We start from the raw sequence: 24,055 nt of genomic DNA on the forward strand, positions 1-24,055 counted from the left end.
CGTCCGTGGAATGCTCGGGAAACGTACAAGGATCAGGCGGCGAGTATGGGTGTTTCGAGCGAGATTTTAAGCTCCGGCAGCGTCACGCGGATGCCATGCGCGGTCTGTTTGATTTCCAGCTGATAACCTTCGATAACTAAGACTTCTGTACCCTTGGCCAGAAGGTTGGCCGGCGACAGGCGCACGATGCTGCCGCCCTGAAAGCGGAGGCAGAGTTCACCCGGCTCATCCCATTCCGCGGCTTCCAGACTGCGGCGATGCTGGCTGCGCGGCATCTCGCTGTTGCTCACCGTCGTCTGATGGACATCGGGATAATGAACGCGTGTGGCACTGGGCACCGTTGTGCTGGTGGATGGCTTTTTCAGAGTGCTGGCCTCCAGCTCGTCCACGCCTTCCAAACGGCGATTCATCGTCTGATGATGCAAAGGCATATCATCATCAAGGTCAAAGTCATCATGCAAAGCCGGATCGTCATCAGTCATCACACCGGAACGAATCTGGGCGATCACATCATATTGTTTGTTCGAACCAGCCGGTTCATTCAGGCGATAGATGGCATCACCCGGTTGCAGCTCGTGGCCCTGGCTTGAAAGATGGGCCGCGAAATTTACCGAAGGATCCAGATCCATGCTGAAAGAAAGGCAGAAGAATTGATGCTCGCAGCTGAACCAGAGTTTGACGTTTTCGGAACGGGTGGCATAACTCTCGAAGATCTCCTCGCTGGCTTCGATGACCGAAGGCGGGTTAAGCTTCAGGGTGACGCCCAGGGGCAACAGTTTATTTTTAAGACGGCCAATGATGAGGTTACTCATCTCGCCGAGCCAATCCTGAAGAAGCGAGAGGCGCGCAGGGTCATCCGGATCAAAGCTGGGATGCGAACGTTCCAGGAAAGCGACGTCACAGCCCATGACGGCTGTCCCGTGCATGTTGTCGCTTTGAAAGCTCATGATGCTGACCATGATCGGATCCGGCCAGTGAACCATATCGCTGCCCGAACTGTCCTCGATGCGGCTGAGTCCGACCTGCGGCAGGGTTTGCTGCATGGCTTCCTGAACAAAAGACTCAAAGGCTTTCAATTGCTCGGTATTCACCGTTGACCCTCACTCTATTCCTGCAGGTCTTTTCGGAACCTGGGCGGGGATCCTTAGACCAAGCGCCGCCGGGCCGCAACCCTTGACGTGGCAAGGCCTTTGAAGGACAAAAAAAAGGGCTCCGTTTTATCGGAGCCCCAACTGTTGCGATTAGATAGTCCATTCGCCCTTAGGCGGTGATGGATTCTGGTCTTGCGATTTCCGAGTGGCCACGCATGGCACTGTCCGAAGGCTTCAGCGTTTCGCAGACGATTTCCTGCAGCTGATAGCTGATGAGCGACTTGGGAACCCAGAAGATGGTGGCCAGTTCGCTGATCACGTTGCGACGGGTATCGAGTTTGCTGAGTTCCGCCTGCAGCATGGAGCGAGGCAGAAGGAGATTGGCAACGAAGACCTGCTCCTCATAGGCCACGAGGTCGCCCTGCATGGGACCGAATTCGGGGAAACGGCCGCGCTCACCTTCAAAGATGATGCGCGCAAGGTCTTTGACCATCGACATGCGGGTCTGGGCTTTCAGCTCGCCTTTTTTATACTGAATGCAGTATTGGCCAGCTTTCACGCGCAGGATGCGGCTCAGTTTATCGAGCATATCCACGGGCTGCGTGCTGATGAAGGCGAAGGTTCGCATCACTTCAGGCAGATAAAGAGGAGGAGTTTGGAACTCGCACTCCTGCTGAATACGCTGAGTGAATTCAACAACGCGCTCCCGAGCCGCTTTCAGTTGTTCGGGATTCACTTTTTGAATTTGTTCTTTGAGCGCACGAAAGCTCTTCGCTTCCTGATACTCGAAGAAGGCCTCATCCAGATCAGCGGTTCCGCTGGTGATATCGTGAATGAGTGTGGTTTCAACGCTCAAGGCATCGGCGAGTTTCGCTAGCGCGAAAACTGAGCGGACGTTTTTCTCCCCGCGTTTCCAGTGACTACAATCCGAGGGATTGAAATTCAGGATGGAACCCACCTCCTGGTCCCGAACCTTGGTCCCTTTTTGGTGCATCATCACTTTCTGACAAAACTTAAACAGTTGCACCGAGTGGGGGAATTTCACAGCTCCCGAGCGCTTCATGGCTTTTCCTCCGACGTCCTCGAGGACGCTGGCCAAGTCATTCATTTACTTTTAAAAAGGCTTATAACAACTATACATACCACATCTTGAGACTGTCAAGGATGCCCGGTCAGGAATCCCCAGAGCCCTTGACTGAGGCGGAACGTGGAGGCTCAGAGTCATGGCTGAAATTGTGCAAGCACGTTTCACCGAGGGTCGCACCGGATACGAAACGGAAGAAGAGCCAGTAGCAGCCGAATACAACGTAAACGCCAATCATGAGCGCAAGCCCATGAACCTGTCTCAAAACCTGCACAGGAGCAGCATCCAGAAGGATTTTGGGGTGCAGGGACATGTTCGCTGGATCTATGACGAACCCAAGCACGATAAAACCCAGCCCCAGGCAGAGCCCAACAAAACCAAGATCAACGCAGTGGGAGAGCAGGAGGAAGAGCCAACGACGCATCGAGGCCTGAGGCCTGTCGGCCATGGCTATCATGGGTTGCTCGGGATTCGGAATGGGTGGTACAGGGCTCGTTTGCAAAGATGCCGCAGGCATTTCACTGGGTGTCGGATAATTCATAGGGGCAGCCGCAGGTGTCGCTTTGGTCTTTAGATTTTTTGCAGGCGTCGTTTCGGGCTGCATGGGGGCATGCGCCAGCTGCGGGTAAAGGCTGCGTCCCTGGCTGCTTTCACGCTTGACGAGCCCCAATCCCAAAGGTTCGGCGAGCACGCGAATGTTTTCCGTTTTGAGCTCGCTCCGAAACCGGAAGAGTTCAAATTTCATCTCGTCGTCCCAGAGGGGGTGACGAGGAGTGGATGTTGAGGGCTGCCGAGGGGACGACGGCTGCTCAAATGAGGATGGCTGCCGTGGGGACGACGGCTCAAATGACGACGACGGCCGTGGGGACGATGGCTGCTGCATCGAGAAACCCTTTCGCTGAAGCTTTGTTCCCATTGTAGTCGAAAGCGGGGGTTGCTGGGCAGTCCTGGGGGTGGACACAGGAGGTCATCGGTTATGGTAAGTATGATCTATACAGACCCAGCCTTAAGCGATGCGAGCGGTTTTTCCGTCCGGGTCTTATCATAAAGGTCGGCCGCCTGCTGGCGCTTGACCCTGTTCTCATCGACATCGGTGGTTTTGACGCCATTAGGGGTTAGAATATTCTTGATCGTTTGAACAGCAGCCTGAAAATCCTTGTCCGGCAGCGTCAAAAGCTTATCGCGGATAGCCAGAACTTCCGACGATCGACGGCTGTGACTCTGACGATCCAAACTATCGCGTTCCACAGCATCGAAATAGTACTGCAGTTCGCTGACGTCGATCATTTGCGATTTGGATGCGCCCGACATGGATCACGATCCTCCTGCCTCATTTATCGAACGACGAGCCGGAAACTTGAGGCTAAACTCAAGCGATGCAATGGACAGGCTCCGCTTGCGTCTTGTATAAGGGTGGTCTGGTCGTTTTTGCCCAGATAATATGACAATGTTTTTGGTGCCTTAGGGAGTTATCGTGCGCGAGATCCATCTCCTCAACACACTTACCGGAAAAAAAGAAAAGCTGGAAACACTCGAGCCGAATCACGTCAGGATGTATGCCTGTGGTGTGACTGTCTACGACAATTGTCATATTGGCCATGCAATGCAAGCCGTCTACTTCGATGTCATCCGCAGCTATCTGGAATACTGCGGCTACCGCGTGACCTATGTGCGAAATTATACGGACGTCGATGACAAGATCATCAACCGCGCGAAGGAACGGAATATCACACCGAAGGCTCTGGTCGATGCGATGATCGCCTCGTCCGAAGAGGACATGGGTCTTCTGGGCGTCAGGCCCGCGAACCATGAGCCGCGCGTTTCCGAATCCATTCCCCAGATCATCGCCATGATCCAGGCCCTCGTGCAGAAGGGTTATGCCTATGCGAACGCGGAAGGCGATGTCTATTACCGCGTGCTGAAGAAGAGTGATTACGGCAAGCTTTCGAATCGGAAGATCGACGAACTCCGCGTCGGCACCCGCGACCTCGCGGCCTGCGACAAGGAATTCGATATGGATTTCGCGCTCTGGAAAAGCGATGACACGCCCGGCGCATCATGGGACAGCCCCTGGGGTCGTGGACGCCCCGGCTGGCACATCGAATGCAGTGCGATGGCGAAGATGTTTCTGGGCGCGACCTTTGATATCCATGGCGGCGGACGCGACCTTGTGTTCCCGCATCACGAAAATGAAATAGCCCAATCGGAAGCCGCCAACGGCTGCAGCTACGCGCGCTACTGGATGCATTCGGGGCTTTTGACCATCAATAAACAGAAGATGTCGAAGAGCCTCGGCAACCACATCTTCATCAAGGATTTCGTGGCCCGTTTTCCTGGTGAAGTGCTGCGCCTCGCTTATCTGCAGTTCCATTACACCTCGAACGTGGATTTTTCCGAGGCGGTGTTCCGCCAGGCAGCCCGACGCCTCCTCTATTTTTATGAAAGCCTTCAGGACCTGGATCGCCTCGCTGCGGATGCACCGGCCCAGGAAAAACTTTTGCCCGGCTTTGATCCCAAAGCGATAGCCGACGCCTTCCATCGCGAGATGAGCAATGACTTCGGAACGGTCGGCGCCCTTCGGGAACTTCTGCTCGGCTTCCGTCGCGCCAATGAACTGCAGAAAGGCAAGAAGTCGCCTTCCAAAAGTTATACAGCCAAAGCCTATGCTGCGACGCTGCGCGAACTCTTCCAGGTCTTCGGACTTCTGAAAATGGAGCCTCAGGCCTTTATTTCCCAGCTGAAATCGCAGATCCTGAAAGAGATGAACGTCGCGGAGAGCGAAGTCAACCGTCTGGTCGCGGCGCGCAATGAAGCCCGGCAGAACAAGGATTGGGCCAAGGCCGATGCTGTTCGCCAGGATTTGCTGGCGCTGAACATCGAAGTGATGGATGCTCCCGAAGGCACGCGTTGGACAATCCTTTGGAAAGATGATGAGGCCTAAGGCATGGCACAGCTCCTGATCAGGAATTGCGGGCAACTCGTAACGCTGGCTCCCCTCGCCCAGGATAAGCGTTTCACGCGCATCAAAGCCGATGACCTCGGCGCCTTGAATCAGGGCTGGCTGGCGATCGCGGATGGAAAGATCCAGGACCTCGGCAGTGGCCAGATCCCGGAACGCTACGAGCGCTGGCCGCAGCTGGATGCCCGCGGCGCCCTGGTCACGCCGGGTTTGATTGATTGTCATACGCATCCTATTTTCGGTGGGGACCGCACCCATGAATTCGCTCTGCGACTGAGCGGGGCCACATATCAGGACATCGCGGCCCGCGGCGGCGGCATCAAATATTCGATTCGCAGCACGCGAGCCGCTGATGATGATCTTCTCCTGCAAAAAACCCTGGCGCAGCTTTGGGTTTTTCTGCGCAATGGCGTCACCACGGTGGAAGCGAAAACCGGATACGGACAATCGGTGGCGGAAGAGCTGCGGCTTTTGAAAATCCTGCGCAAAGTCGGGGCCGCCAGCCCTCAGACCGTGGTGGTCACCTGTCTTGCCTTGCACGATCTTCCTGCCGATGTCCCCGATAAATCGGAATACGTGAAGACGATGCGCGATCAGCTTCTGCCTGAACTCGCTCGCACCGGACTCGCGGACTGGGTCGATGCCTTTGTCGAGGACGGCTACTTTTCCGTCGCTGATGTGGAGAGCTTCGCCCAGAAAGCCAGGTCCCTTGGCCTAAACCTGCGGGTCCACGCTGATGAATTCAACGACAGCGGCGCGGCTTTTGCAGCGGCCAGGTGGGGTGCGGCCAGCGCGGATCACGTACAGGCCGCCAGTGACACAGGCATTCGGGCCATGGCGGACGCGGGAACAGTCGCTGTGCTTTTACCGGGCACATCCTTTTATACAAAGATCGCTTATGCCAAGGCCTCACGTTATCGCGATGCCGATTGTCCCATCGCGGTGGCCAGTGATTTCAATCCCGGATCCTGCTTCATCGGCAATCTGCCTTTCGCAGCCGGCCTTGCCGCGCTTTACTGCGGACTCAGCGCCGCGGAAGCTCTGGTGGCCGTCACATGGAATGCAGCCCGCGCCCTGCGCCTGGAACATAAAAAAGGCGCTCTGGTGAAAGGCTATGATGCGGATATCGTGGTCCACGGCGTCAGTTCAGTCGAACAGTGGATCGCCCATTTTGGTCAAACAAAGCCCAAGGAAGTCGTGATCGGCGGCCAACGTTTGACGTGAAGAGGGGAGCAGCGCTCGGGAATGTGGGAAGAAATCTGGGAAGGAATTCAGGCGGAATTTTCGGATCTGCCCAGCATCGAAAGCGCCACGCGCCTTTTCGTACGCCTTATGCTCGGGGCTGTCCTGGGCGGACTCATCGGGTATGAAAGGGAATGGCGAGGCAAGGATGCGGGTCTCAGGACCCATATGCTCGTCTGTTTGGGCACAGCCTTTGTCGTGGCGGCTGCCGAGCAGGCACGCATGCCTTTCGCCGATATCAGCCGCATCATTCAGGGCGTCATGGCCGGCATCGGTTTTGTCGGGGCGGGTGCCATCCTCAAACGCACCGATAAGAGCAAGATCGAAGGCCTCACAACGGCAGCCGCTGTCTGGTTTACCGCCACCATTGGAATTGTCGTGGGGATGGGAAGGGAAGCCAGCGCGGTGATTGGAACTGTCTTCGCCTTGAGTGTATTGGCCCTTATTCCTGAGTCGAAGCGTTCGTCCTAAAATTCACCAGGCGCGCGCCTTCAAAGACCTGCCTAAAAGTTTTCACACCTTCGAATTTCGAAGAATCCGTTGGACTTTCCTATGAAAAACCATGAATAACTGCTTCGACGGTGTGTCTTCCCTTTGCATGATTCCTCGACAAAGGCGGCCCATGAAGAGTGATGCTGTGCATGAATTATCGCGCAATTATTTGCCGATTGCGATCTGCCTCCTGGATGCATCGGGCGTCATCCACGACCTCAACTCCACCGCTGCTGAACTTCTGGGGAAAAGTCAGCAGTCTCTGCTGCACAAGACTCTCGACCAATTTCTAGCGCTTGAAGATCAGGACGCATTCCGCCAATGGTTTTCCCAGCTGGGATCGGTCGGCATGCCTCCGCGCGAATTCAGGATTCAAAGAAGCGACCGGCCTGCGAATCCCGTCCAGTTTGATGCCGGCCGAGGCACAGCGGGCTCAGCCGAGCATCCTCTTTATTTCGTTGTCATGATGGAATCCCTGACGCTCCGATCCGCTCTGACCCACAAATCGTCGCTGGTTTTTCAATCAGCCCTGCTTGACTCGATCGGTGAAGCCGTCATCGCCACGGATCTGCCGGGGCGCATCCTTTACTGGAATAAAGCCGCGGAAGCGATTTACGGTTGGAAGGTCGACGAGGTCCTGGGCCTTAACATTATCAACATCACCACCGTCGAGGAAAACAAGGAACTCGGTCTTGAAATCATGGCAGCGCTTCAGGAGGGGAAAAGCTGGAGCGGTGAATTCCTGGTCAGACATCGCGATGGTCATCATTTCCTCGTCCATGTCACCGACACCTGCCTGCGCGATCGGAATGGTGAACTCTCCGTAATCATCGGCGTGTCGTCGGATCTGACCAAACGAAAGCAGCTGGAGGAACAGAAGAGACAGCTGGAGGCCGAGCTTTACGAACAGAAAAGACGGATGGAGGCTGAACTTTACGAACAGAAGCTCGCGATGATGGACGCCGAAAAAGTCCATCTGCAAGAGGCCAGTCGTTTCAAATCAGAATTCATTGCCAACATGAGCCATGAAATCCGCACGCCTTTGGCCGTCATCCGCGGCTATGCGGAAATCCTCGCGGAAGAGGGGAATGGTCCCGGAGCGAGTGAGCGTATTCAATCCATACTGCGGGCCAGTCGGCAGGTGGAAATCCTGGTGAATGACATCCTCGATATATCCAAGATCGAGGCCGGGAAAATGGACGTCGAGCTGCTGCCGACCGACGTCGCCACGATTTTGAACGACATCAAGGATATGCTGGAAATCAAGGCCATCGAAAGAAACGTCAAACTTCAGATCCAGCTGGGCAGCAGCGTGCCCCGGCTGATTCAGACCGACCCCATTCGCCTGAAGCAGATCCTGCTGAATCTGATCGGCAATGCGATCAAGTTTACTCATCAGGGAGAGGTGAGCATCCAGGTGAGCATGCTCCCCTCCGCTGCGCATCCGCTGCTTTCCTTCCGAATACGCGACACCGGGATCGGGATGACCCCCGAGCAGAGTCAGAAAATTTTTGGGGCCTATAGCCAGGCGGATCCCTCGATCACCCGCAAATATGGGGGCACGGGCCTTGGGCTTTCCCTGTCTTTGAAGCTGGCGAAACTCCTGGGCGGCGATCTCGTGCTTGAAGAAAGCGCGCCGGGCCGCGGCTCCATCTTTCATTTAACCATTCATGCCGGGGCGGCGATGGAACGTCTGGTGATTCAACCTTTGAAGGATGCGAGCGGCAGTCCCAACAAAAAGCTAACGCGACCTGAGGTCCTGCTTTCCGGTCTGCGGGTGCTCGTGGCCGAGGATGCGGCCGATATCAGGGCGATCGTATGCCAGATCCTGCAGAAGCAAAGGGCGATCGTGATCGAAGCGGTCAATGGCGAGGAGGCCGTGCAGCTGGTGCGGGACAATAGCTTCGATGCCGTCCTCATGGATCTGCAGATGCCGGTTTGTGATGGATTTCAGGCTACGCGCAGGCTGCGCGCCGAGGGCTACGCAGTGCCTATTTTCGCCCTGACGGCCCATGCCATGGCCGGAGAGCGCGAACGTTGCCTCGCGGCTGGATTCAGCGGTTATTTGACCAAGCCCATTAATTTCAAGGAAATGATCAGCGTCCTGAGTCAGCTGCGAAATATTTCCCAGGACGCCCTGCAATCCAATGGGCGCTGACGCTTCAGAGCGGAGCGGCCTCATCATGCTGCGGGCTGGGCTGCAGGGCTGAACTGTTCGGTGCGCGGGTCAGTTCGGTGAGCATTTCCTCGGCCCCCTCACAGACCGCCGTCGCTCCTTCAAAATCTTCATCTGACCAGCCGCCGGAGCGTACAGCGATGATGCTGACTCCGGCCTTCTGCGCGGCTTCGATATCATAGGGCGTATCCCCGATCATGACGGCATTGGCGGCACTGACTCCCAGTTTTTTCAGAGCTGCCTGAATAATATCAGGATCGGGTTTGGAACGATCCGCATCATCCGCCGCGGTCATATCCGGAAAACAATCCTGCAGTCCCGCGCTCTGAAGAATCGCCTGAAGTTCGTCTTTGCTGGCCGAGGTGGCGATGATGATTTTCTTTTTCTGCGCCACGAGGCACTGAAGCAGCTCGCGCACCTTGGGAAAGGCTTTGATGCGCGGGGCATAATGCTCCATGAAAATTTTCGTGCGCGCCTCCGCGATGCGCTGCCCCTCGTCACTGTCGGCGGCAATGCCGGTCAGCTCGGGCAGCAGCTTGTCCCCACCCTTGCCGATCAACGGCCATACCTGCTCAGCGGTGACATCATGCCCGAAACGCTCCAGCACTTCGGCCCAGGCACTGGCATGCAGCTCGTTACTATTGACCAGGGTGCCATCCACATCAAAAAGCACGGCCTCTTTCTCGGACACTAAATTCTTTAAGTTCTGACCCATGTGTGACCTCCGAATGTCAAATCGCCAAGCAGCTCCGTCCGCTCGCGTTGCAAATTATATGCGCGGAACCGGCGGCTGTCCCCCTGGTGAAAAGGACCATCGGTCATCAGCTGTATATTATGGAACACGGATGTAGCCATGAATTCCCGGGTCATCTCTCTTGAATTCATGGGAATCATTGGAAAAAATCATGGCCCAGGGTTTGCTCCAGCTTGCTGGCGAGTGTTTCGCACCCCGGCATCATCAAGGAGAAGACCATGACTCGTCAGTTTGCAACTCTGTCCATCCTCGCCCTCAGTAGCTTCGCAGCGGCCCAGGCCTTTGCCGACGGCGTCGCGATCAAACCCAAAGTGATTCACAGCCAGGTCCAGACCGACGCAGAAGCTTACCGCGTGGGACCGCTCAGCCGGCCCTTGAACGGCACTTCGGATGAATCCATCACAGGTCTCGGTTTCGGTGTGGACTTTGATTTTAAGCTCGATGACCGCGCCCGCTTCGGCAGTGAAATCGCCGTGACCAACTACGAAGAGGATGACACCAAGGCCTCGGACATGGGGATTTCAGGATACTTCGCCTATGATTTTATTTCGCAAAGCAACATGACATTCTACGGCAAGGGCGGCCTCAGCCTTCACCAGTTCGCCTTCGAGGATTTCAACTCGGCCTCGCTTCTGAACGGTGACATCGGCGCCGGCCTCACCTTCGCCTTGGCTGACAACCTGGATCTGGGCGGCGAATACCGCTACAGCACGACTCTGGGCAAAGGCGATATGAGCACGGAAGATTCCGACGATATCGAGCTGAAGGACGTTTCCATCGAACGCAATGACCTCTCGGCCTTCCTCTCGTTCAAGTTCTAATCCCTTTTTCCAGCTGGCAGGGGCGGAGGACCCGCTTCTGCCGGCTGATATTTCTTCAGGATCCGCTCGATCCGCCCGCTTTTTTTCAGCCCTCTTATAAAGGCCTGCAGCCTCTCGAACGGAACCGGCAGCTTCTTCGAAACCGCCCAGGAAATTTCCGTTCCCGTATTCTTAAGATCGACGGCCCGCAGGAGCGCGGCGCGCTTATCCATTTTTTGAAAATAACGAAACGATATATCGTGCACGATGTAGGCATCAATGCGTCGATTCAAAAGCATATCCACGCTTTGATCGGCTCTTTGGACATCCGCCCTGAAGGTCGCTCCCGATCGAAAATAGGGCTCCACATAAGGATAGTGATAGCCAAGGATGGTCCCGATGCGCAGGCCCTTCAGATCACCCGGACCCTGATAGTTGAGTGTGCTGCTGGCCTGCATCACCAAAAGCTCCCGCATCATGAACAGCGGTTCCGTCCAATCCCCGGTAAAATCCTTGGAAAGCCAATGAGGATGGGCCACGGGAGCTATGTGGATTTCGCCGCTTTCAAGCCCCGCCTCGACCCTTTTGCGGGGCAGATCCACATAGTGAATGCTAACGCCCAATTCAAGGCCCAGCTCATCAAAAATATCTTTCACAAGACCGGCCCGCAGGACGCCTTTTTCATAGATCGTGTAGGGCTCGGAAAGGTAGGCGGACGCGGAAATCCGCAGTTCCTTGGCCTGAAGCGGAGTCGCGACACCTGACAGCATGATCAGCATCATGAATAACCGGGACATAAGAACCTCAAACTGTGTCGGCGGAATTATGTAGCGCACTTCGCTCAGTTGTTCATCCTCCTCTCTTCCTATATGGATGAAAGGGAAAAATGCGAATGCGAATCAAGAGGAGTCCCCAATGAAACACGCCTTATCACGCCTGATCCTGAGTGGTTTGTTCCTGTTTCCTCTCACAGCCTCTGCGGCCACCTTGAATATCAAGGGCAAAACGTTTGCAGTGAATATTCCTGACGGTACCAGCATAGAATCTTTGAACACCGAGATGCAAGGGCCACGTTTCATGGCCTTTGCTCAGAATGGTGATCTCCTGGTCGGATCCAAGTCCGGCATCGTCTATCGCCTGAAAGCACCCTATCAAAAAGCGGAAGAGGCGATCCGTTTCGGAGGCTATCCGCACAGCGTGGCTTTTAGGCAGACTGAGGCTGGCGAAGAAATATGGCTCGCAGAAACCAATGGACTTTATCGCGCGCTCTATCAAGCCGGCCGCTTCTATACCAAAAATGATTTCACTCTGGTCGAGGCCTTGCCGGGAGGTGGCGGGCATAACAGTCGCACTGTAGCGGTCGGTCCCGATAATCGCGTGTATGTAGCCTACGGCATCACCGGCAACTGCTCGGATGAATATCTCAGCCCCGACTATCCATTCAATCGCCGCCGCGGTGGAATCATGGTCCTTGATGAAAGCGGAGCCAAGCCCGTCCTCAAACCATTCGCAAGCGGTCTGCGCAATCCCATCGGCCTGGATTGGGATCCCGCTTCCGGGATCCTTTATGCCAGCAACAACGGGCCGGATCACCAGGGCTTTGATGAACCCAAGGAAGTTTTTGTGGCCGTGGAAGACGGTGATTTCTTCGGAATGCCCTGGTTTCAAACTGTTCGCGGCAAAATCACCCGTGACAGTTGTATCAGCAGCAATCCACCGCGTCCCATCAGTGAGGTGAAGAGTCCGGCCGCGTTTCTGCCCGCGCGCAGTGCGCCGATGGCTGTGGCCTTTCCCAAAGCAAAGGATTTCAATGGACGCTTCGCGGGTCAGGCCTTTGTTGCCGTGCATGGATCCTGGGGGACGCCGCCCAGTGGATCCGCCATCGGTGATGCGGCCGGACGTCGTGAACCTCGCATCGTTTCCATTCGACTGGGAGCCAATGCCGCAGCCTCGGCCACGGAAAACCTCATCCATGGTTTTCAGGATGAAAGGACCGGAAATCGCTGGGCGCGGCCTGTGGGGCTCGCCTTTGGACCTGACGGAGCGCTTTATTTTACGAGTGATGCCGGCAATCAGGGACTTTTCCGCCTGAAAGCCGCGCGCTAGGATGCGCGATTTTTCCGAGCGTCCTGAATCCGAATCGCCAGGAAGGTACAGTCATCCTGAAGGCTCTCGCCTGCTGTGGTTTTTTGAACGAGCTCGCTGATGTTCTGCGTGATCACCTGCGGTTCGGACTGCTGAGCCAGGATTTGGGCAATGCTTTTCCAGCGGATGGGCTTTTTGCGGAACGCGTGATTCTCCAAAAGGCCATCGGTAAAGATGAAAAGGACATCGCCCTCTTCCATCCTGAATTCCTTGCCCAAGGTGATCAAGTCTTTGGATCCAAGGAGCGAGCCCGGTTCCAGCCGGGCCTTCACCTTGCCTTTCGACGCGACACAGATATGCGTGTGACCACAGTTCACGTAGGCTGCCTGCAGGCTTTCGCGATCGATGACGATCAAGGCCATGGTCATCATCTCACCCGCCGCCTGGCCGGTTTTCAAAACAACACGATTCAATTCCTCGGCAATGGCATGCAGGGAATCCAGGAGAGGTCGCGACTGATCCGCGATCATATGCACGGCAACTTCAGCTGCACCGGCGACCGCCCCGGTGACAAGGGCCGAGGGAATGCCATGACCCGTGACATCGCCGATCAGGATATAGGAACGCTTGTTTTTTGGATCATCGAAGAGGCCATACCAGTCGCCGCCGGTGATATCCGCGGACCTGTAGTAGCTTGAGTAGGTGAGGCCCGGAATATCCGCCTTGTCAAAGATCAGGGACTTTTGCACGCATTCCGCGGCATCCAGTTGAGCGGTCAGCTGCGATTGCTTCCGAATCAAAGTCTTCATGCGGTCCGCCAGGGCCAGGGAAAGAAGGATGGATTCCAAGGCCGATCCATAATAGATGGCGTTCGTGGTCAGGGCATTCGCGGGCAAAACACCCCTGAGGGCCAGGACATAGACCAGCACCGATCCCAAAAGGGGAATCCAGGCCAATAGATAAAAGCGCGCGGCTCGCGAGGATTTACGCAGCATCATCACGCCGATCGCGATCAGAAGGATCGGGAACAGAAATGAGGTCAGCGACGCCATCTGGATAGCGCTGCTGTAATCATGGCTTAAAAAAGCTGTCATGCTCAGCATCAAAAGGACGACGAAGACCGTCTGAAGAAGACGCGTCATGCGTCGGCTGCGCTGCTTCACTTCCAAGAAACCCAGCGTGAAAAGCAGCGCGAAAAACATAGGCAGATAGGTTCCGAAGGCCAGCATACGGTTGGCGAGCCAGGTGTTCTGATGCCAGAGATACTGCGTTCCAAACCCTTCATAAAGGGCCTGCATCACGCCCATGGCCAGGATATAGAGGACATAGAATAGATAGTTGCGATCGCGCAGGGACACATAGACGATAAAATTATAGAGCGTCAGAACCAGAATCAGACCCGCATAGGCCCCCAAACCATAAGCGCGGGCAAGAGCGTTTTCATAGAACGCAGGCACGGTCGTCAGGTTCAGCGGCAGCACCAGAGCGTCTTCACCCTTTACGCGCAGATAATAGGGAATGGTCTGACCTGGCGGGACCTTCAGAAAAAAAGTGGGATAACGAAAGGCCTTGGGCTGCGGGCTCGGCAGGGTATCTCCCAAAGTTTCTTCTGTTCCTGGACCATAGAGAGTCACCCGATCAAGCCAGGAGGTGGGAATCTCAAGGACCAGCGTCTCTGAATTTCCTGAGCCCTGCGACACGTTGAAACGGAGCCAATAGATGGAGCTGGTGTAATCAAAGTTCAAAAGATCCTTGGCTTTGGGTTCAAACCTTTGACTCCGAACCTGATCCAGAGTCATCCCCTGCTCCGTGGCTGCGGGATGTTCGGCAAAAATCTCCACTTCACTCAGGGACTGGCCCGGGCTGGCGGCCGAAAGAAGCCAAAGAAATGCCAAAAATAGGAGCGAGAGAATATGCATGGTTTTGCCCAGAAGTTTCCATAATTGCCCCTTCAGGAATCGGCATAATGACGATATTTTTTCAGGAATATTTTCCTGAGGCCTTGGTGCTTCCCTGATTCGTGAGCAGCAGATCATGAAAATTAGTGGGTTCTGCCCGTGTTCAGGCAGCTTTCCCTGTCCTGGGCCCAGCGGGCCCATCGCATTCAGCGCGCCGAGGGAAGATCCAGCCGCATGGGCGCAAGGGGAGAATCTCAGAATTCAGGCAGGCGGCGACGGGTGAGCCAACGGCCCAGCATAATCGCAAATCCAAAGAGGCCCGCGATCATAAGATTGGATGAACCGACAAGGTTCTGCCAAAGATTTTGAATACGTGTGACGCGCATCTGCGGTTGACCGGCCACCAGGCCCTGGATCCCGTAATTCGCTGTCCGATGATAGAGAGGATTGAAATCCTCGTAGCGATAGCCATCATCGAAGGCAGCACCCGCTATGACGGACTGCATGGACCGCGTGATGCTGTCCAGCTGATCCATGGGGCCAACAGCATTCAGATGAATCGCGTTTTCGCGACCGAGTATGCGCACGGCATAATTCAGAGTGCGGGAACCGCCTTTGCCGAAGCCAAGTTCTTTGGCCCAGGTGATATGATGATCCGCGGCGTTATACTGGGGCTCCAGAGCCCAATCGAGGCTCGTGACCGGCGCAGCGCCCGCGGCTTTTCTCTGCTTATTCATGCGCAGATATTCCTTCCGCAGAATCTGCAGAAGATTATCCTCGTCCATCCGCGGCGCGTCCTTGTCGGGCACATGTCCATCATGCGACGCCGTGATCACGATGCCCCAGCGTGAATCCTGAGGAAAGTTCTGCGCGACGATCATACCGAGGGGATTTTGTTCCATGACATGCGCCGCGGGATTGCCCCAGTCCTTGATCATGATACGGACTGTTTCTTCCGCATCTATGAATCGAAGATTGGGATCAAGACGCATGGAGAAGTATTCATCGTCAAGGCGATAGAGCGAGGCGCCCAAAGCCACATGCGATGGAAACTGACAGCAAAGAGCCACCCAGACCAAAAAGAGCCGACGCAAAATCATCATGAGAGCATCCCTCAACAGCTACAGGTAAGAACTCTTATACAGAAGCTGTGCCAGGGCCCAAGACCTTGAAATGACTTGCGCGAGGCTGTCAAGAACCTGGACAGCCTCAGGGTGATGGGCACCCTGAGGCGAAAAACGCCGGCTCTTCAAACAGCCGCGTGAGTTTTCGTAAAAGCCATCGAGGACACATGCCATGCACGTGTCCTCGATAGAAGCCTTCATCAAGCCGATCAGGAATTAGTAGGAGATGCGAACGATGGAGTACTCTTTGGTGCCTTTTGGGACAGTGACTTCAACGGTATCACCAGGGCGGCGACCCATCAGAGCCTTGGAGAGAGGCGAACCAATCGACAGTTTATTGCGGGTAATGTCCGCTTCCAGATCGCCAACGATGCGGAAGGTTTTCTCTTCACCGCTGTCTTCATCCGTGATCGTCACATACGCACCAAACTTCACCTGATCAGGCTGATCGCCACTGAAGTCGATAATATTCGCGCGTGCAATCTGATCGTCCAGCATGGTGATGCGACCTTCGATGAAGCTCTGCTTCTCACGTGCTGCGTGATATTCAGCATTTTCTTTCAAATCACCATGCGCCCGCGCATCAGCAATCTCTTGAATCACCTTGGGTCTCTCGACGGACTTCAAGGTGTCCAACTCCGCCTTCAGCTCCTTGTAACCTTGGGGCGTGAAGGGGACGGTTTCTGTAGCCATTTTGCCACCTCTAAAAACTGTGAGTTGCCGATAAGGCAAACGTATACGACCGGGACTCCACAGTCTGGATGTTGGTGGACCTGCCAATCTTCTGGGCTTTGCCCTCGCCGTCCTGGACAACCAAGCCACCTGCCACCTGACTGTTTGGCTGTACCCAGCCGAAGAACAAAGAATAGCCCATGTAGTCGATGTGATCCGGTTGATTCACTTTCTCACTTTCGACTTCAGGCCTGGTATCATAGTTGGTAAAGATGCCGGCCCTCACGGGTATTGAGGGAGTTATATAATATTCAGTCCCTGTTGCAAAGTTGGTAACCGCCTCCCGTTTGAAATTGTCACCCTCGGCGGCCGTATTATGGATTACGTCAAAGGACCATAGAAAGACAGCTGAGGGAAACCACGCAACGCCTGCCCGAACTTCTGTCGGCAATTCCTGGAGCGGTTCTTTGCTTTTATCGTTGGTATTGGCGCGGACCGTATCACCGGGCGTGTTACCGCTTGCGATGTTGGTGCTGACGTCCCCCCCGACCTCATAATTTTCCGTGATAAGGTTACGCAGACGCATCGTCAGACCGAAGGACAGGGTCCCAACAGCATACTGGGCCCCGATTGCAGAGTCCAATCCGGAGGCTTTCAGATGGGTGCGAATATTTTGCGCCAGAAATCCTCCGGTCGTGTACTGCACGTCCTGATATTCCTGCACGAGTTCATCGATCACGATCCAGCTGAGCGCGACACCCAGGGAAAAGTTTCCGCTCATGCGTTTGGCTGCGGCCACGCCATAGCCCGTAGAGTTCGAACGGATGTTCGAGGTCCGGTGAAAGCGCTGCAGCGTGCCGATGTTTTCGATGATGTCGTCCTGATCCTTCAGCTCGGAATCCAAAGAATACATGGCAAAGGCCACAGCAAGCCCCTGCATCGTGCTATCGAGTTTCTGTAGGCCGCCGAAGAAGGGCGAGAGCGTACCGCTGCTCTCTTCGGTGAAGTCATCATTGGCTATGGTCTTTTTATAGACGGTTTTCTTCGAATAGATGGCGTTGGCTGAACCCGAGATATCGCTGCTCAGGGCAAAGCCGAGTCCGGCCGGATTATAGATCACGCCCGAGGCATCGTCGGAGATGGCGGAAAACGCGCCGCCGAGACCCATGGCCCGCTCACCCACCACAAGGTTATGGTAGTGAAACTGATCCGCCTTCGCCTGAGTTCCTAAAAAGCCGCAGCCGATGACAATCAAACTCCAGGACTTACGCATGGCTTATTCCTTTCCATCTGTTTCGTTATCGACTTGAGCTTTTTTCGCCGCCCCTTTCAGGGTTCTTTCCTTCATCACCATAAAGCGCTTTTTGCCTTTGGCTCCGATGATTTCATCCGCCTTCATCGACACCAGCACGCTTTTGATGTTGCTCACGCGCAAAGGAACAGCCGGATGCGTCTTATCCAAAACCGTCGTGGGTTCGGTCTTGGCCACGGTTTCCTTCAGGCAGTAATCCTTGGGCTTGCCGCGGCTGACTTCCATGCGGCAAAGGAAGTTGATGAGAGCCTTCGGATAATAGCCGGCACCGACCGCATAGCGCGTGCCTTCCTGATCCGCGGCAAATTCCAGTTCAGCGCCCAGGCCTTTTTCCATGATCACCGACATACCGGCCTTGGCCGCCTGCAGAATATTCAAACCCGCAGCGCTGCCCGAAAGATATTTGGCCAGGGTGGACCCCAGCTCGGATTGCTCGGGTTCGGGGCGCATGCGCGCCTTGGTTTCCTCGGGCACTTCGGTGGCCTGGGATCCGGCGGCAGCGTTCTTATCCAACTCTTCCTTGGTCATCTTATTCAGGGCATTATACATGTGCTTATGCCCGACATGAGCCACCTCATGACCCAGCACATGGGCGAGTTCCGCTTCATTCGAGGCGTTTTTTATGGCCCCGAGCGAAACGAGGATATAGCCGCCGGGACAGGCGAAGGCATTCACCGTTTCACTGTTATAGACTTCGAACATGTAACGGCGATCAGGGAAATCGCTGTATTTGGCCACGAAGTTCCCTACCTCGTTCACATAGCGCACGAGCTTTTCGTCAGGATAGGCGCCATAGAACTTCAAAAGGCGGCCCGCCATGTTTCGACCGATTTCCAGCTCGGCTCGCGCTTCATCCAATTTCTTCTGCTGCTCGGCATCCGGCTGCGTTTCCGCCTGCTCAGCTTTAGGTTGACTGCCCCACGAGCAGGAACCCAACGTGGTCAGGAAGAGTCCGAAAGCCAGGACATCGCGCGCCAATCGCCGCTTTGAACTGTTCATCGCCATTCTCCTGGGAATAGAGGACAAGCCCGCCCGCTTGATCGAAGCAAGGTTGTTCAGTCTATATTGTACCTGAGGGAAGACGTGAAAGGCAGTGGGGGAAGGGAAGAGCGGGCATGCCGCTGATCCCTTGGAAGAAATGGTATTTAGAAGTCAAGATACCAAAGGTCGTTGAAATACCCGTAATTACTCACTCCGCCGAAGATATAGACATTGCCGCTGCTATCCGGCCAGGACATGGCGTTGGACCTGGAGCCGGGAGTGAGGCTGCTGAACGTGCCCTGTGGAACATAGCCGCCGGGCAGGGATGCCCATGGGCTTTCCACACCATTGGAATTCTGTGTTAAACCCGCGAGCCAGGTCCACTGTCCGGTGAGCGGATCAAAGTTCCAGATGTCACTCAGATAGCCGGAGTTCCCCCAGTTCGTCGTGCGTCCATCACCGCCGAACATATAGAGCTTGCCGTCAGAGCTGGTCCACGTCGTGGCTGCAAAGCGCGAGGCGGGCCAGATTATGTTGGAGCTGACCGAACGCATCCCACTGACCATGGTTCCGTTGATAAAATCCGGACCGCCAAAGCGAGTCCAGGTATTGGTGGCTGAATTATAGGACCACATGTCATTCAGATAGCCAACGCCATTGCTTGCTGCCCCATGACCACCGAAGAGCCAGACTAGGCCATTGGGTGCTTTCCACTGCATCGTCCAGCGGCGAGCGGAAGGCATGGTCGCGTCACCGGGATTGTCATGCAAATTGCTGCCGTTGATCATGGCCCAGGTTTTGGCGGCTGTATCAAAGACCCAAAGATCATTCAGATGACCCCGGGCACCGGCAAAGGGCGAGCTGCTATCGGGATAACCATAGCCGCCGAAGACATAAAGTTTTCCGGCGTGAAACCAGCCGCTCGAAGCCACACGGGCACCGGGTCGGTTGGTGGTCGCGGGCACGTTGAAGGCATTCATCACACCGTTCTGGTCAATGATCGTAGGGTCACCGCTCACAAGCGTCCATTCGTTGGTGCCCAGGTCATAGGTCCAAAGATCATTCATATAGCCAGGACCGCCTGAGGTCGAGACGCCCGATCCACCGAAAAGCCAGAGTTTTCCCGCCCCCGTGGGGTCAAAGATCGCGAGAGCGGAGTCGCGACCGCCGGGCCTGTTGAGAGGATGAGGTGTTCCCCACGTGGACACGAAGCCTAAAGGGTTTCCATAGGTGCCATCGGGCTCAAGAGTCCATGTTTGGTTTGCGGTATCGAAGCGCCAAAGATCCGCGAGGTTGCTCTGGGCGGCGTTATCAGCGTAGCCAAGGCCACCGAACATATAGCGAAAGGAGGATGCTTCAGGCACCCAAACCGCTGCCCCGCGACGGGCGCCCGGATAGGCCGGCGTATTGTTACTATTGTATGCGGAAGAACCTTGGATCCAGGCCGCCTGGGTCGGGGCATACACATTGCCCACAGGACTTATGGAAATTTTCGCAGGATCATAGGGCGTCTCACCCCGATCGAGTCGGACCAGATACTTCGATCCGGGTGTGATGCCATTGGCCAGTGAAACATTATGCGAACTCGTGACGTTGAATATCGAGCACAGGGCATTGGCTTCACCTCCGGCGAGGTTCGGCTGCGGGCTGCCCGCCTGAAGACCACAGTAGTGCGCGTTTCCATAATAATCGGAGCGCAGGACGAAGGCATTGGTTGTGCTGGTCGGCACCCAAAGCATTTCTTCCACACACTGTCCGACTGTGGTCGTATTGCGAGTATAGCCTGCATTCTGCTCAACACCCGATGGGCCATCGAGCATCGAATAGCAGGGTCGCCACATGTTGACTATGGAAAGGTTGGATTCACCGCCGCTTTCGTAATGAACATTCACCTGATAGTGCGCGTCCGTGCCCAGGCCTATAGAGAAATCGGTAGCAGGCGACACGCCGCAGGACATCGACACGGTCTGCGTGGAACCTGATGTGCTGGGATTATAATTCATACGACCGCACTGCAGGTTGCCCGAGGCATCCGTCACACGGAAGTTATAAGCGGGTGTGGTCGGGGGCGTTTTGAAATGGAAGCTGTAATTGCAATCGCCCGTTTGCGTCATCTTATTCGAGCTATGAGGATAGTTCGGAAGCCCACCGAAGCCCGTGACGTAAAGCTCCGGACAGGCGGCCATCGTATGACTGGCGATATTGATCCTGGGTCGGTCCATTCCCAGGCGGAAATCGAGGTTGATCTTATAACGCTGACCATCCACGACGCCGATCGGCGTGAAAGGATAATCCACGGCCAGATCATAATTGTTGTAGCAGGACCCATCCACTGCGGGTCCATTCACCACGGGATCCATGCGCCCAGGGAATTTTCCGCAGCGGTAGCCGGGGTTGTTCCCGTTGACAAAGCTCAACGAACGGCTGGCGGCCGTCGGTGTCCATTCATACTGATAGATGCACTCACTGATTTCCGTCAGGGATTCCTGAAGACTCGGGCGGAAGCCTGTGGTGGCATTCTTCACGGCGTAAAGTGGATCCATACACACATTCGCGATCGGGTTGATGTTCACGTAATTGGGCCGACCCGTATAGATATCCGACTGAATGGTGATGCGGTAGGCATTGTTCGCGCTGACGGAGGACTGGAAGTCGATGCCCACGGCGCTGGTCGAACAATCGAGATAAACGGAACTCGATGCGCCTGTCGCTGGGGCAACACCGCATTTGTCGGCACCCTCGCCTATCCCGATAAAGAACGGCGAGAAACTGGCGCCGCTTTGTATGAATGAATATTCAAACATGCAGCTACCGTTTTTCATGAAGCTATTCACGCCGGGCTGGCGGTTGTTGCCTGCACTGGTGGGTCCAAGGATATAACGGTTTTCCTGGCACTTATCCACTTCCTGAGCCCAAAGGTAGGGGGTGGCGGTCGGCTGTCCATTCATATCGAGATTGTTGCCGAGGTTCAGAAGATACTTATGCCCCACGACAAAGGATCCATAAGCGGACAGGGTGTAATAGCCCGGCGTCGAACCGCAGCTTATGGTCTTTTGATTGTGCGGATCCAAGGTCGAGCCATCACCGCAGCTGTAGCTGCCATTAAGATTCTGGATGCGGATATACTGAGTTCCCTCGATGACTTTGTTGGCTTCAACTGCATACTGGCAACCGCCCAGATGGTTCATGCGGTTGGTGGTGGCAGGGGTCGGCCAGTTGTAGTAATCGCTGGTCGTCAGGAGATAAAGATCCCCGATGTTGCAGCTCTGAAGGCCGATCGTCATTTTCGGATTGCTGGCGCTCGCCGAAAAGTCGAGCTGGATCGTATAATTCCCCTGCGGCAGCCACAGATTGGGGCTGGTATCCGTGGACGCCATGCAGCTGACCGTTTGCTCACCTACGAAGGATCCTTGATTCGCAAAGCAGCGGGTCTTGCCATCAGCTGTTGCGATCCCAAAGCCTCCGCCCCAGATGGCATCCATATCCACCGTATAAACGCAGTTACCGGCTGCAGTGAAAGCCTTCGTGGCGTAAGTGCCTGCCGCCGTATAGGTCGTGGTCGTCAGTCGTAATTCTGGAGCGCCTGCACCGCAGAAATTGGACGCCGGCTGGGCAACAGGTGCTGCCGCACCGGGGACGCTGACCGCACTGCTCCAAGGGGAAATGGTTTGCCGAGCCTGATCATCCATGCAGCGAAAGCGGGCATAGAGAGTGTGGGCTTCGACTTTGGCAATTTTATAGCTGACGGATAAGGACGAGCCAGCCTCGATATTGAGTCCGCCTGTGGCCTCGATTTTTTCAAAAAGATCCACCTGGCAGGCATTCAGACTGCGGCCGCTTTCAATGCTGGCGGCGGCTTTGACCGTTCGTTGCGCCGAATCCATGGAAAGGGAGACATTCAGCCATTTCACGACGGGAATGCTGGCCTTGCTCAGAACTTCCGTTTCCGTCACGACGCCCGTATGGGTTACGACAGCGACGTTGTCCTTATTCACGATCGGTTCCGCTGTGGTGACTTCCAGTTTTTCCGCGATCGGAGCACTGACCTCAGCAAGCCAGTAGGCCCCGAAGTAGCCTTCGAAGAGGACCGAACCTGCTTCCGAAAAGCGGAGGTCGCTGCTGGCAATGGCGCCCGCTTTCAATTCTCCATTCACAAAGTATTTATAAAAAACTGTGTAGTATTTGCCGTTATTCAGTGCCAGTCCCGCTGTCGGATTGATAGGCATGGCAATGGTCAAGGGTTTGGTAAGGTCCACATTCTCGGTCGGGCGGATGATGAGTCCCGAGCCCACGGGTTTGATCGTGATGTCCGAGCTGATCGCGAGTGAGCCCGCGACGGATGTTTGGGATAAGGGGACCGCTTCCTCGACAACCAGGTCGGCGGCGATGGCCAGGGCTCCGGCAGGCAGCGTCACCGAGGAACCCGCGAGCGCTCCCGAGGGCGCTGGGATGGTCGTGGCCACCTTTGCCGAAGGGTCATAGGACGAGATCGCCTTGCCTGCGGTCGATGATACCGTGGCCGCCAGCCGCGGGGCTTCATCCAGGGTGGAAACTTTTCCCTTGGACACAACCGGCATATAGAAACAGCCGCCGAGGCTTAAACTGATGAGGATCATTACGACCTGAGCATGCATGGCATTCCCCTCCGCTCTGCTATACAAGCAGACTATCGGAAGGATTTAGCAGAATATAAGAAAAGGCGCTTTTCAGCGCCTTCCTCGAATCTTACAGTTGTGATCAGACTCTTACTAATCCGCGGCGTCGGCTTGTTTACTGTTAGTATTTTCAATCTCTTTCAGAACGAGATGCTCCAGTCGATCCACGCGGGCATTGGCCACCACGCGATCTTCCATACGATAAACCGCACGCAGATCAGGACGGATGTTACCGGCCATCGCCGTGTCCTTGGACTCATCCAGACCCCTCACACCCATGACCGCGGAACGCGCTCGGGTGGAGTCGCTGCCATCATTATTCTGCCTCGCTTTCAAGGCTTCATCACGCAGGGCGGACGCCAGGTTTGAATCCTCACCGGCCTGTCTTTGCACGAGCATGACGGAAACAAAGCCGGCTTTGCCGTCTTTGGTTTTGACTTTCCAGAACATGCCTTCACGATCTCCGGCTTCCAGGACCTCGCCCTTTTTCAGTTCGACAAGGACAGCCGCATCTTTTTTGGCTTCTGCCGTAACGGGCACACCATCCTTTTTCGCTGCAACGGGAGCTGCCCAAAGCCCGGAATGGACCGTCAGCAGTCCGGCTAAGACAAGTGCATTCTGAATTGTGACTCGAGGGCATAATTTCATGAGAACTCCTCCCGCAGACCTTTTCCTCTAGTATATAGCTTCGGCCGGCGCGGGAGGGAGATGAGCGGATTCGCATGGCCAT

Annotated in this window: 19 protein-coding genes; 6 read left to right on the top strand and 13 right to left on the bottom strand. The window is 55.4% G+C overall.

Translation table 11 applies throughout. From position 1 onward, the window contains the following. Positions 1-32: 32 nt before the first annotated feature. The 4 genes from VFO10_RS05755 to VFO10_RS05770 all read right to left on the bottom strand — a co-directional run bounded on the left by VFO10_RS05755 (position 33) and on the right by VFO10_RS05770 (position 3,486). On the bottom strand, positions 33-1,091 hold the full coding sequence (locus VFO10_RS05755) for a chemotaxis protein CheX (protein WP_325137970.1): 1,059 nt from the start codon (positions 1,089-1,091) through the stop codon (positions 33-35). A gap of 169 nt (positions 1,092-1,260) precedes the next feature. Then, positions 1,261-2,154 (bottom strand): hypothetical protein, encoded by an 894-nt coding sequence (locus tag VFO10_RS05760; protein WP_325137972.1) that lies wholly within the window; start codon positions 2,152-2,154, stop codon positions 1,261-1,263. A gap of 109 nt (positions 2,155-2,263) precedes the next feature. Next, positions 2,264-2,920: a hypothetical protein gene (locus VFO10_RS05765; protein WP_325137974.1), complete on the bottom strand. Its 657-nt coding sequence runs from the start codon at positions 2,918-2,920 to the stop codon at positions 2,264-2,266. A 245-nt stretch (positions 2,921-3,165) separates the two neighbouring features. Then, entirely contained in the window at positions 3,166-3,486 is a 321-nt protein-coding gene (locus VFO10_RS05770; RefSeq protein WP_325137976.1) for a hypothetical protein, read from the bottom strand. A 163-nt stretch (positions 3,487-3,649) separates the two neighbouring features. On the opposite strand from VFO10_RS05770, the gene cysS reads away from it, so the two are divergent. The 4 genes from cysS to VFO10_RS05790 all read left to right on the top strand — a co-directional run bounded on the left by cysS (position 3,650) and on the right by VFO10_RS05790 (position 9,026). Next, a complete protein-coding gene (cysS, locus tag VFO10_RS05775) occupies positions 3,650-5,116 on the top strand; it encodes a cysteine--tRNA ligase (RefSeq protein ID WP_325137980.1) in 1,467 nt (488 codons plus the stop codon). A gap of 3 nt (positions 5,117-5,119) precedes the next feature. Then, positions 5,120-6,358 carry an imidazolonepropionase gene (gene hutI, locus VFO10_RS05780; protein WP_325137982.1) on the top strand — a complete coding sequence of 413 codons (1,239 nt, stop codon included), beginning with the start codon at positions 5,120-5,122 and terminating at the stop codon, positions 6,356-6,358. A 21-nt stretch (positions 6,359-6,379) separates the two neighbouring features. Beyond that, positions 6,380-6,847 (top strand): MgtC/SapB family protein, encoded by a 468-nt coding sequence (locus tag VFO10_RS05785; RefSeq protein ID WP_325137984.1) that lies wholly within the window; start codon positions 6,380-6,382, stop codon positions 6,845-6,847. A 166-nt stretch (positions 6,848-7,013) separates the two neighbouring features. Continuing rightward, positions 7,014-9,026, top strand: coding sequence for a PAS domain S-box protein (locus VFO10_RS05790; RefSeq protein ID WP_325137986.1), 2,013 nt, complete (start codon positions 7,014-7,016; stop codon positions 9,024-9,026). A 4-nt stretch (positions 9,027-9,030) separates the two neighbouring features. Here VFO10_RS05790 and VFO10_RS05795 read toward each other — a convergent pair whose 3' ends face one another. Further along, positions 9,031-9,759, bottom strand: a complete 729-nt coding sequence (locus tag VFO10_RS05795; protein WP_325137988.1) for an HAD family hydrolase — start codon at positions 9,757-9,759, stop codon at positions 9,031-9,033. Positions 9,760-10,016: 257 nt separating this feature from the next. Here VFO10_RS05795 and VFO10_RS05800 point away from each other — a divergent pair, with 257 nt between their 5' ends. After that, on the top strand, positions 10,017-10,619 hold the full coding sequence (locus VFO10_RS05800; protein WP_325137990.1) for an outer membrane protein: 603 nt from the start codon (positions 10,017-10,019) through the stop codon (positions 10,617-10,619). Here the strand turns inward: VFO10_RS05800 and VFO10_RS05805 are convergent. Further along, positions 10,616-11,395: a substrate-binding periplasmic protein gene (locus tag VFO10_RS05805; RefSeq protein ID WP_325137992.1), complete on the bottom strand. Its 780-nt coding sequence runs from the start codon at positions 11,393-11,395 to the stop codon at positions 10,616-10,618. The genes VFO10_RS05800 and VFO10_RS05805 overlap by 4 nt on opposite strands. Positions 11,396-11,513: 118 nt before the next feature. Here VFO10_RS05805 and VFO10_RS05810 point away from each other — a divergent pair, with 118 nt between their 5' ends. Then, entirely contained in the window at positions 11,514-12,704 is a 1,191-nt protein-coding gene (locus VFO10_RS05810) for a PQQ-dependent sugar dehydrogenase (protein WP_325137993.1), read from the top strand. On the opposite strand, the gene VFO10_RS05815 is transcribed toward VFO10_RS05810, so the two are convergent. The 7 genes from VFO10_RS05815 to VFO10_RS05845 all read right to left on the bottom strand — a co-directional run bounded on the left by VFO10_RS05815 (position 12,701) and on the right by VFO10_RS05845 (position 23,973). Next, on the bottom strand, positions 12,701-14,602 hold the full coding sequence (locus VFO10_RS05815) for a 7TM diverse intracellular signaling domain-containing protein (protein ID WP_325137995.1): 1,902 nt from the start codon (positions 14,600-14,602) through the stop codon (positions 12,701-12,703). The two genes, VFO10_RS05810 and VFO10_RS05815, sit on opposite strands and share 4 nt — an antisense overlap. 233 nt (positions 14,603-14,835) lie before the next feature. Continuing rightward, complete coding sequence (locus VFO10_RS05820; RefSeq protein WP_325137997.1) at positions 14,836-15,684, bottom strand: DUF2167 domain-containing protein; 849 nt, start codon at positions 15,682-15,684, stop codon at positions 14,836-14,838. Positions 15,685-15,921: 237 nt separating this feature from the next. After that, positions 15,922-16,398, bottom strand: a complete 477-nt coding sequence (gene greA, locus VFO10_RS05825; protein ID WP_325137999.1) for a transcription elongation factor GreA — start codon at positions 16,396-16,398, stop codon at positions 15,922-15,924. A gap of 10 nt (positions 16,399-16,408) precedes the next feature. After that, positions 16,409-17,650 (bottom strand): hypothetical protein, encoded by a 1,242-nt coding sequence (locus tag VFO10_RS05830; protein WP_325138001.1) that lies wholly within the window; start codon positions 17,648-17,650, stop codon positions 16,409-16,411. A gap of 3 nt (positions 17,651-17,653) precedes the next feature. Next, positions 17,654-18,688 carry a M48 family metalloprotease gene (locus tag VFO10_RS05835; protein WP_325138003.1) on the bottom strand — a complete coding sequence of 345 codons (1,035 nt, stop codon included), beginning with the start codon at positions 18,686-18,688 and terminating at the stop codon, positions 17,654-17,656. A 146-nt stretch (positions 18,689-18,834) separates the two neighbouring features. Then, the gene (locus VFO10_RS05840; protein ID WP_325138005.1) at positions 18,835-23,304 is read right to left on the bottom strand and encodes a Kelch repeat-containing protein; all 4,470 of its coding nucleotides are present in this window, start codon (positions 23,302-23,304) and stop codon (positions 18,835-18,837) included. 114 nt (positions 23,305-23,418) lie between these two features. Further along, positions 23,419-23,973 (bottom strand): SH3 domain-containing protein, encoded by a 555-nt coding sequence (locus VFO10_RS05845; protein ID WP_325138007.1) that lies wholly within the window; start codon positions 23,971-23,973, stop codon positions 23,419-23,421. Between the last annotated feature and the right edge of the window lie 82 nt (positions 23,974-24,055).

Origin of the sequence: Oligoflexus sp. (assembly GCF_035712445.1) — a bacterium.
Classification (GTDB): domain Bacteria; phylum Bdellovibrionota_B; class Oligoflexia; order Oligoflexales; family Oligoflexaceae; genus Oligoflexus.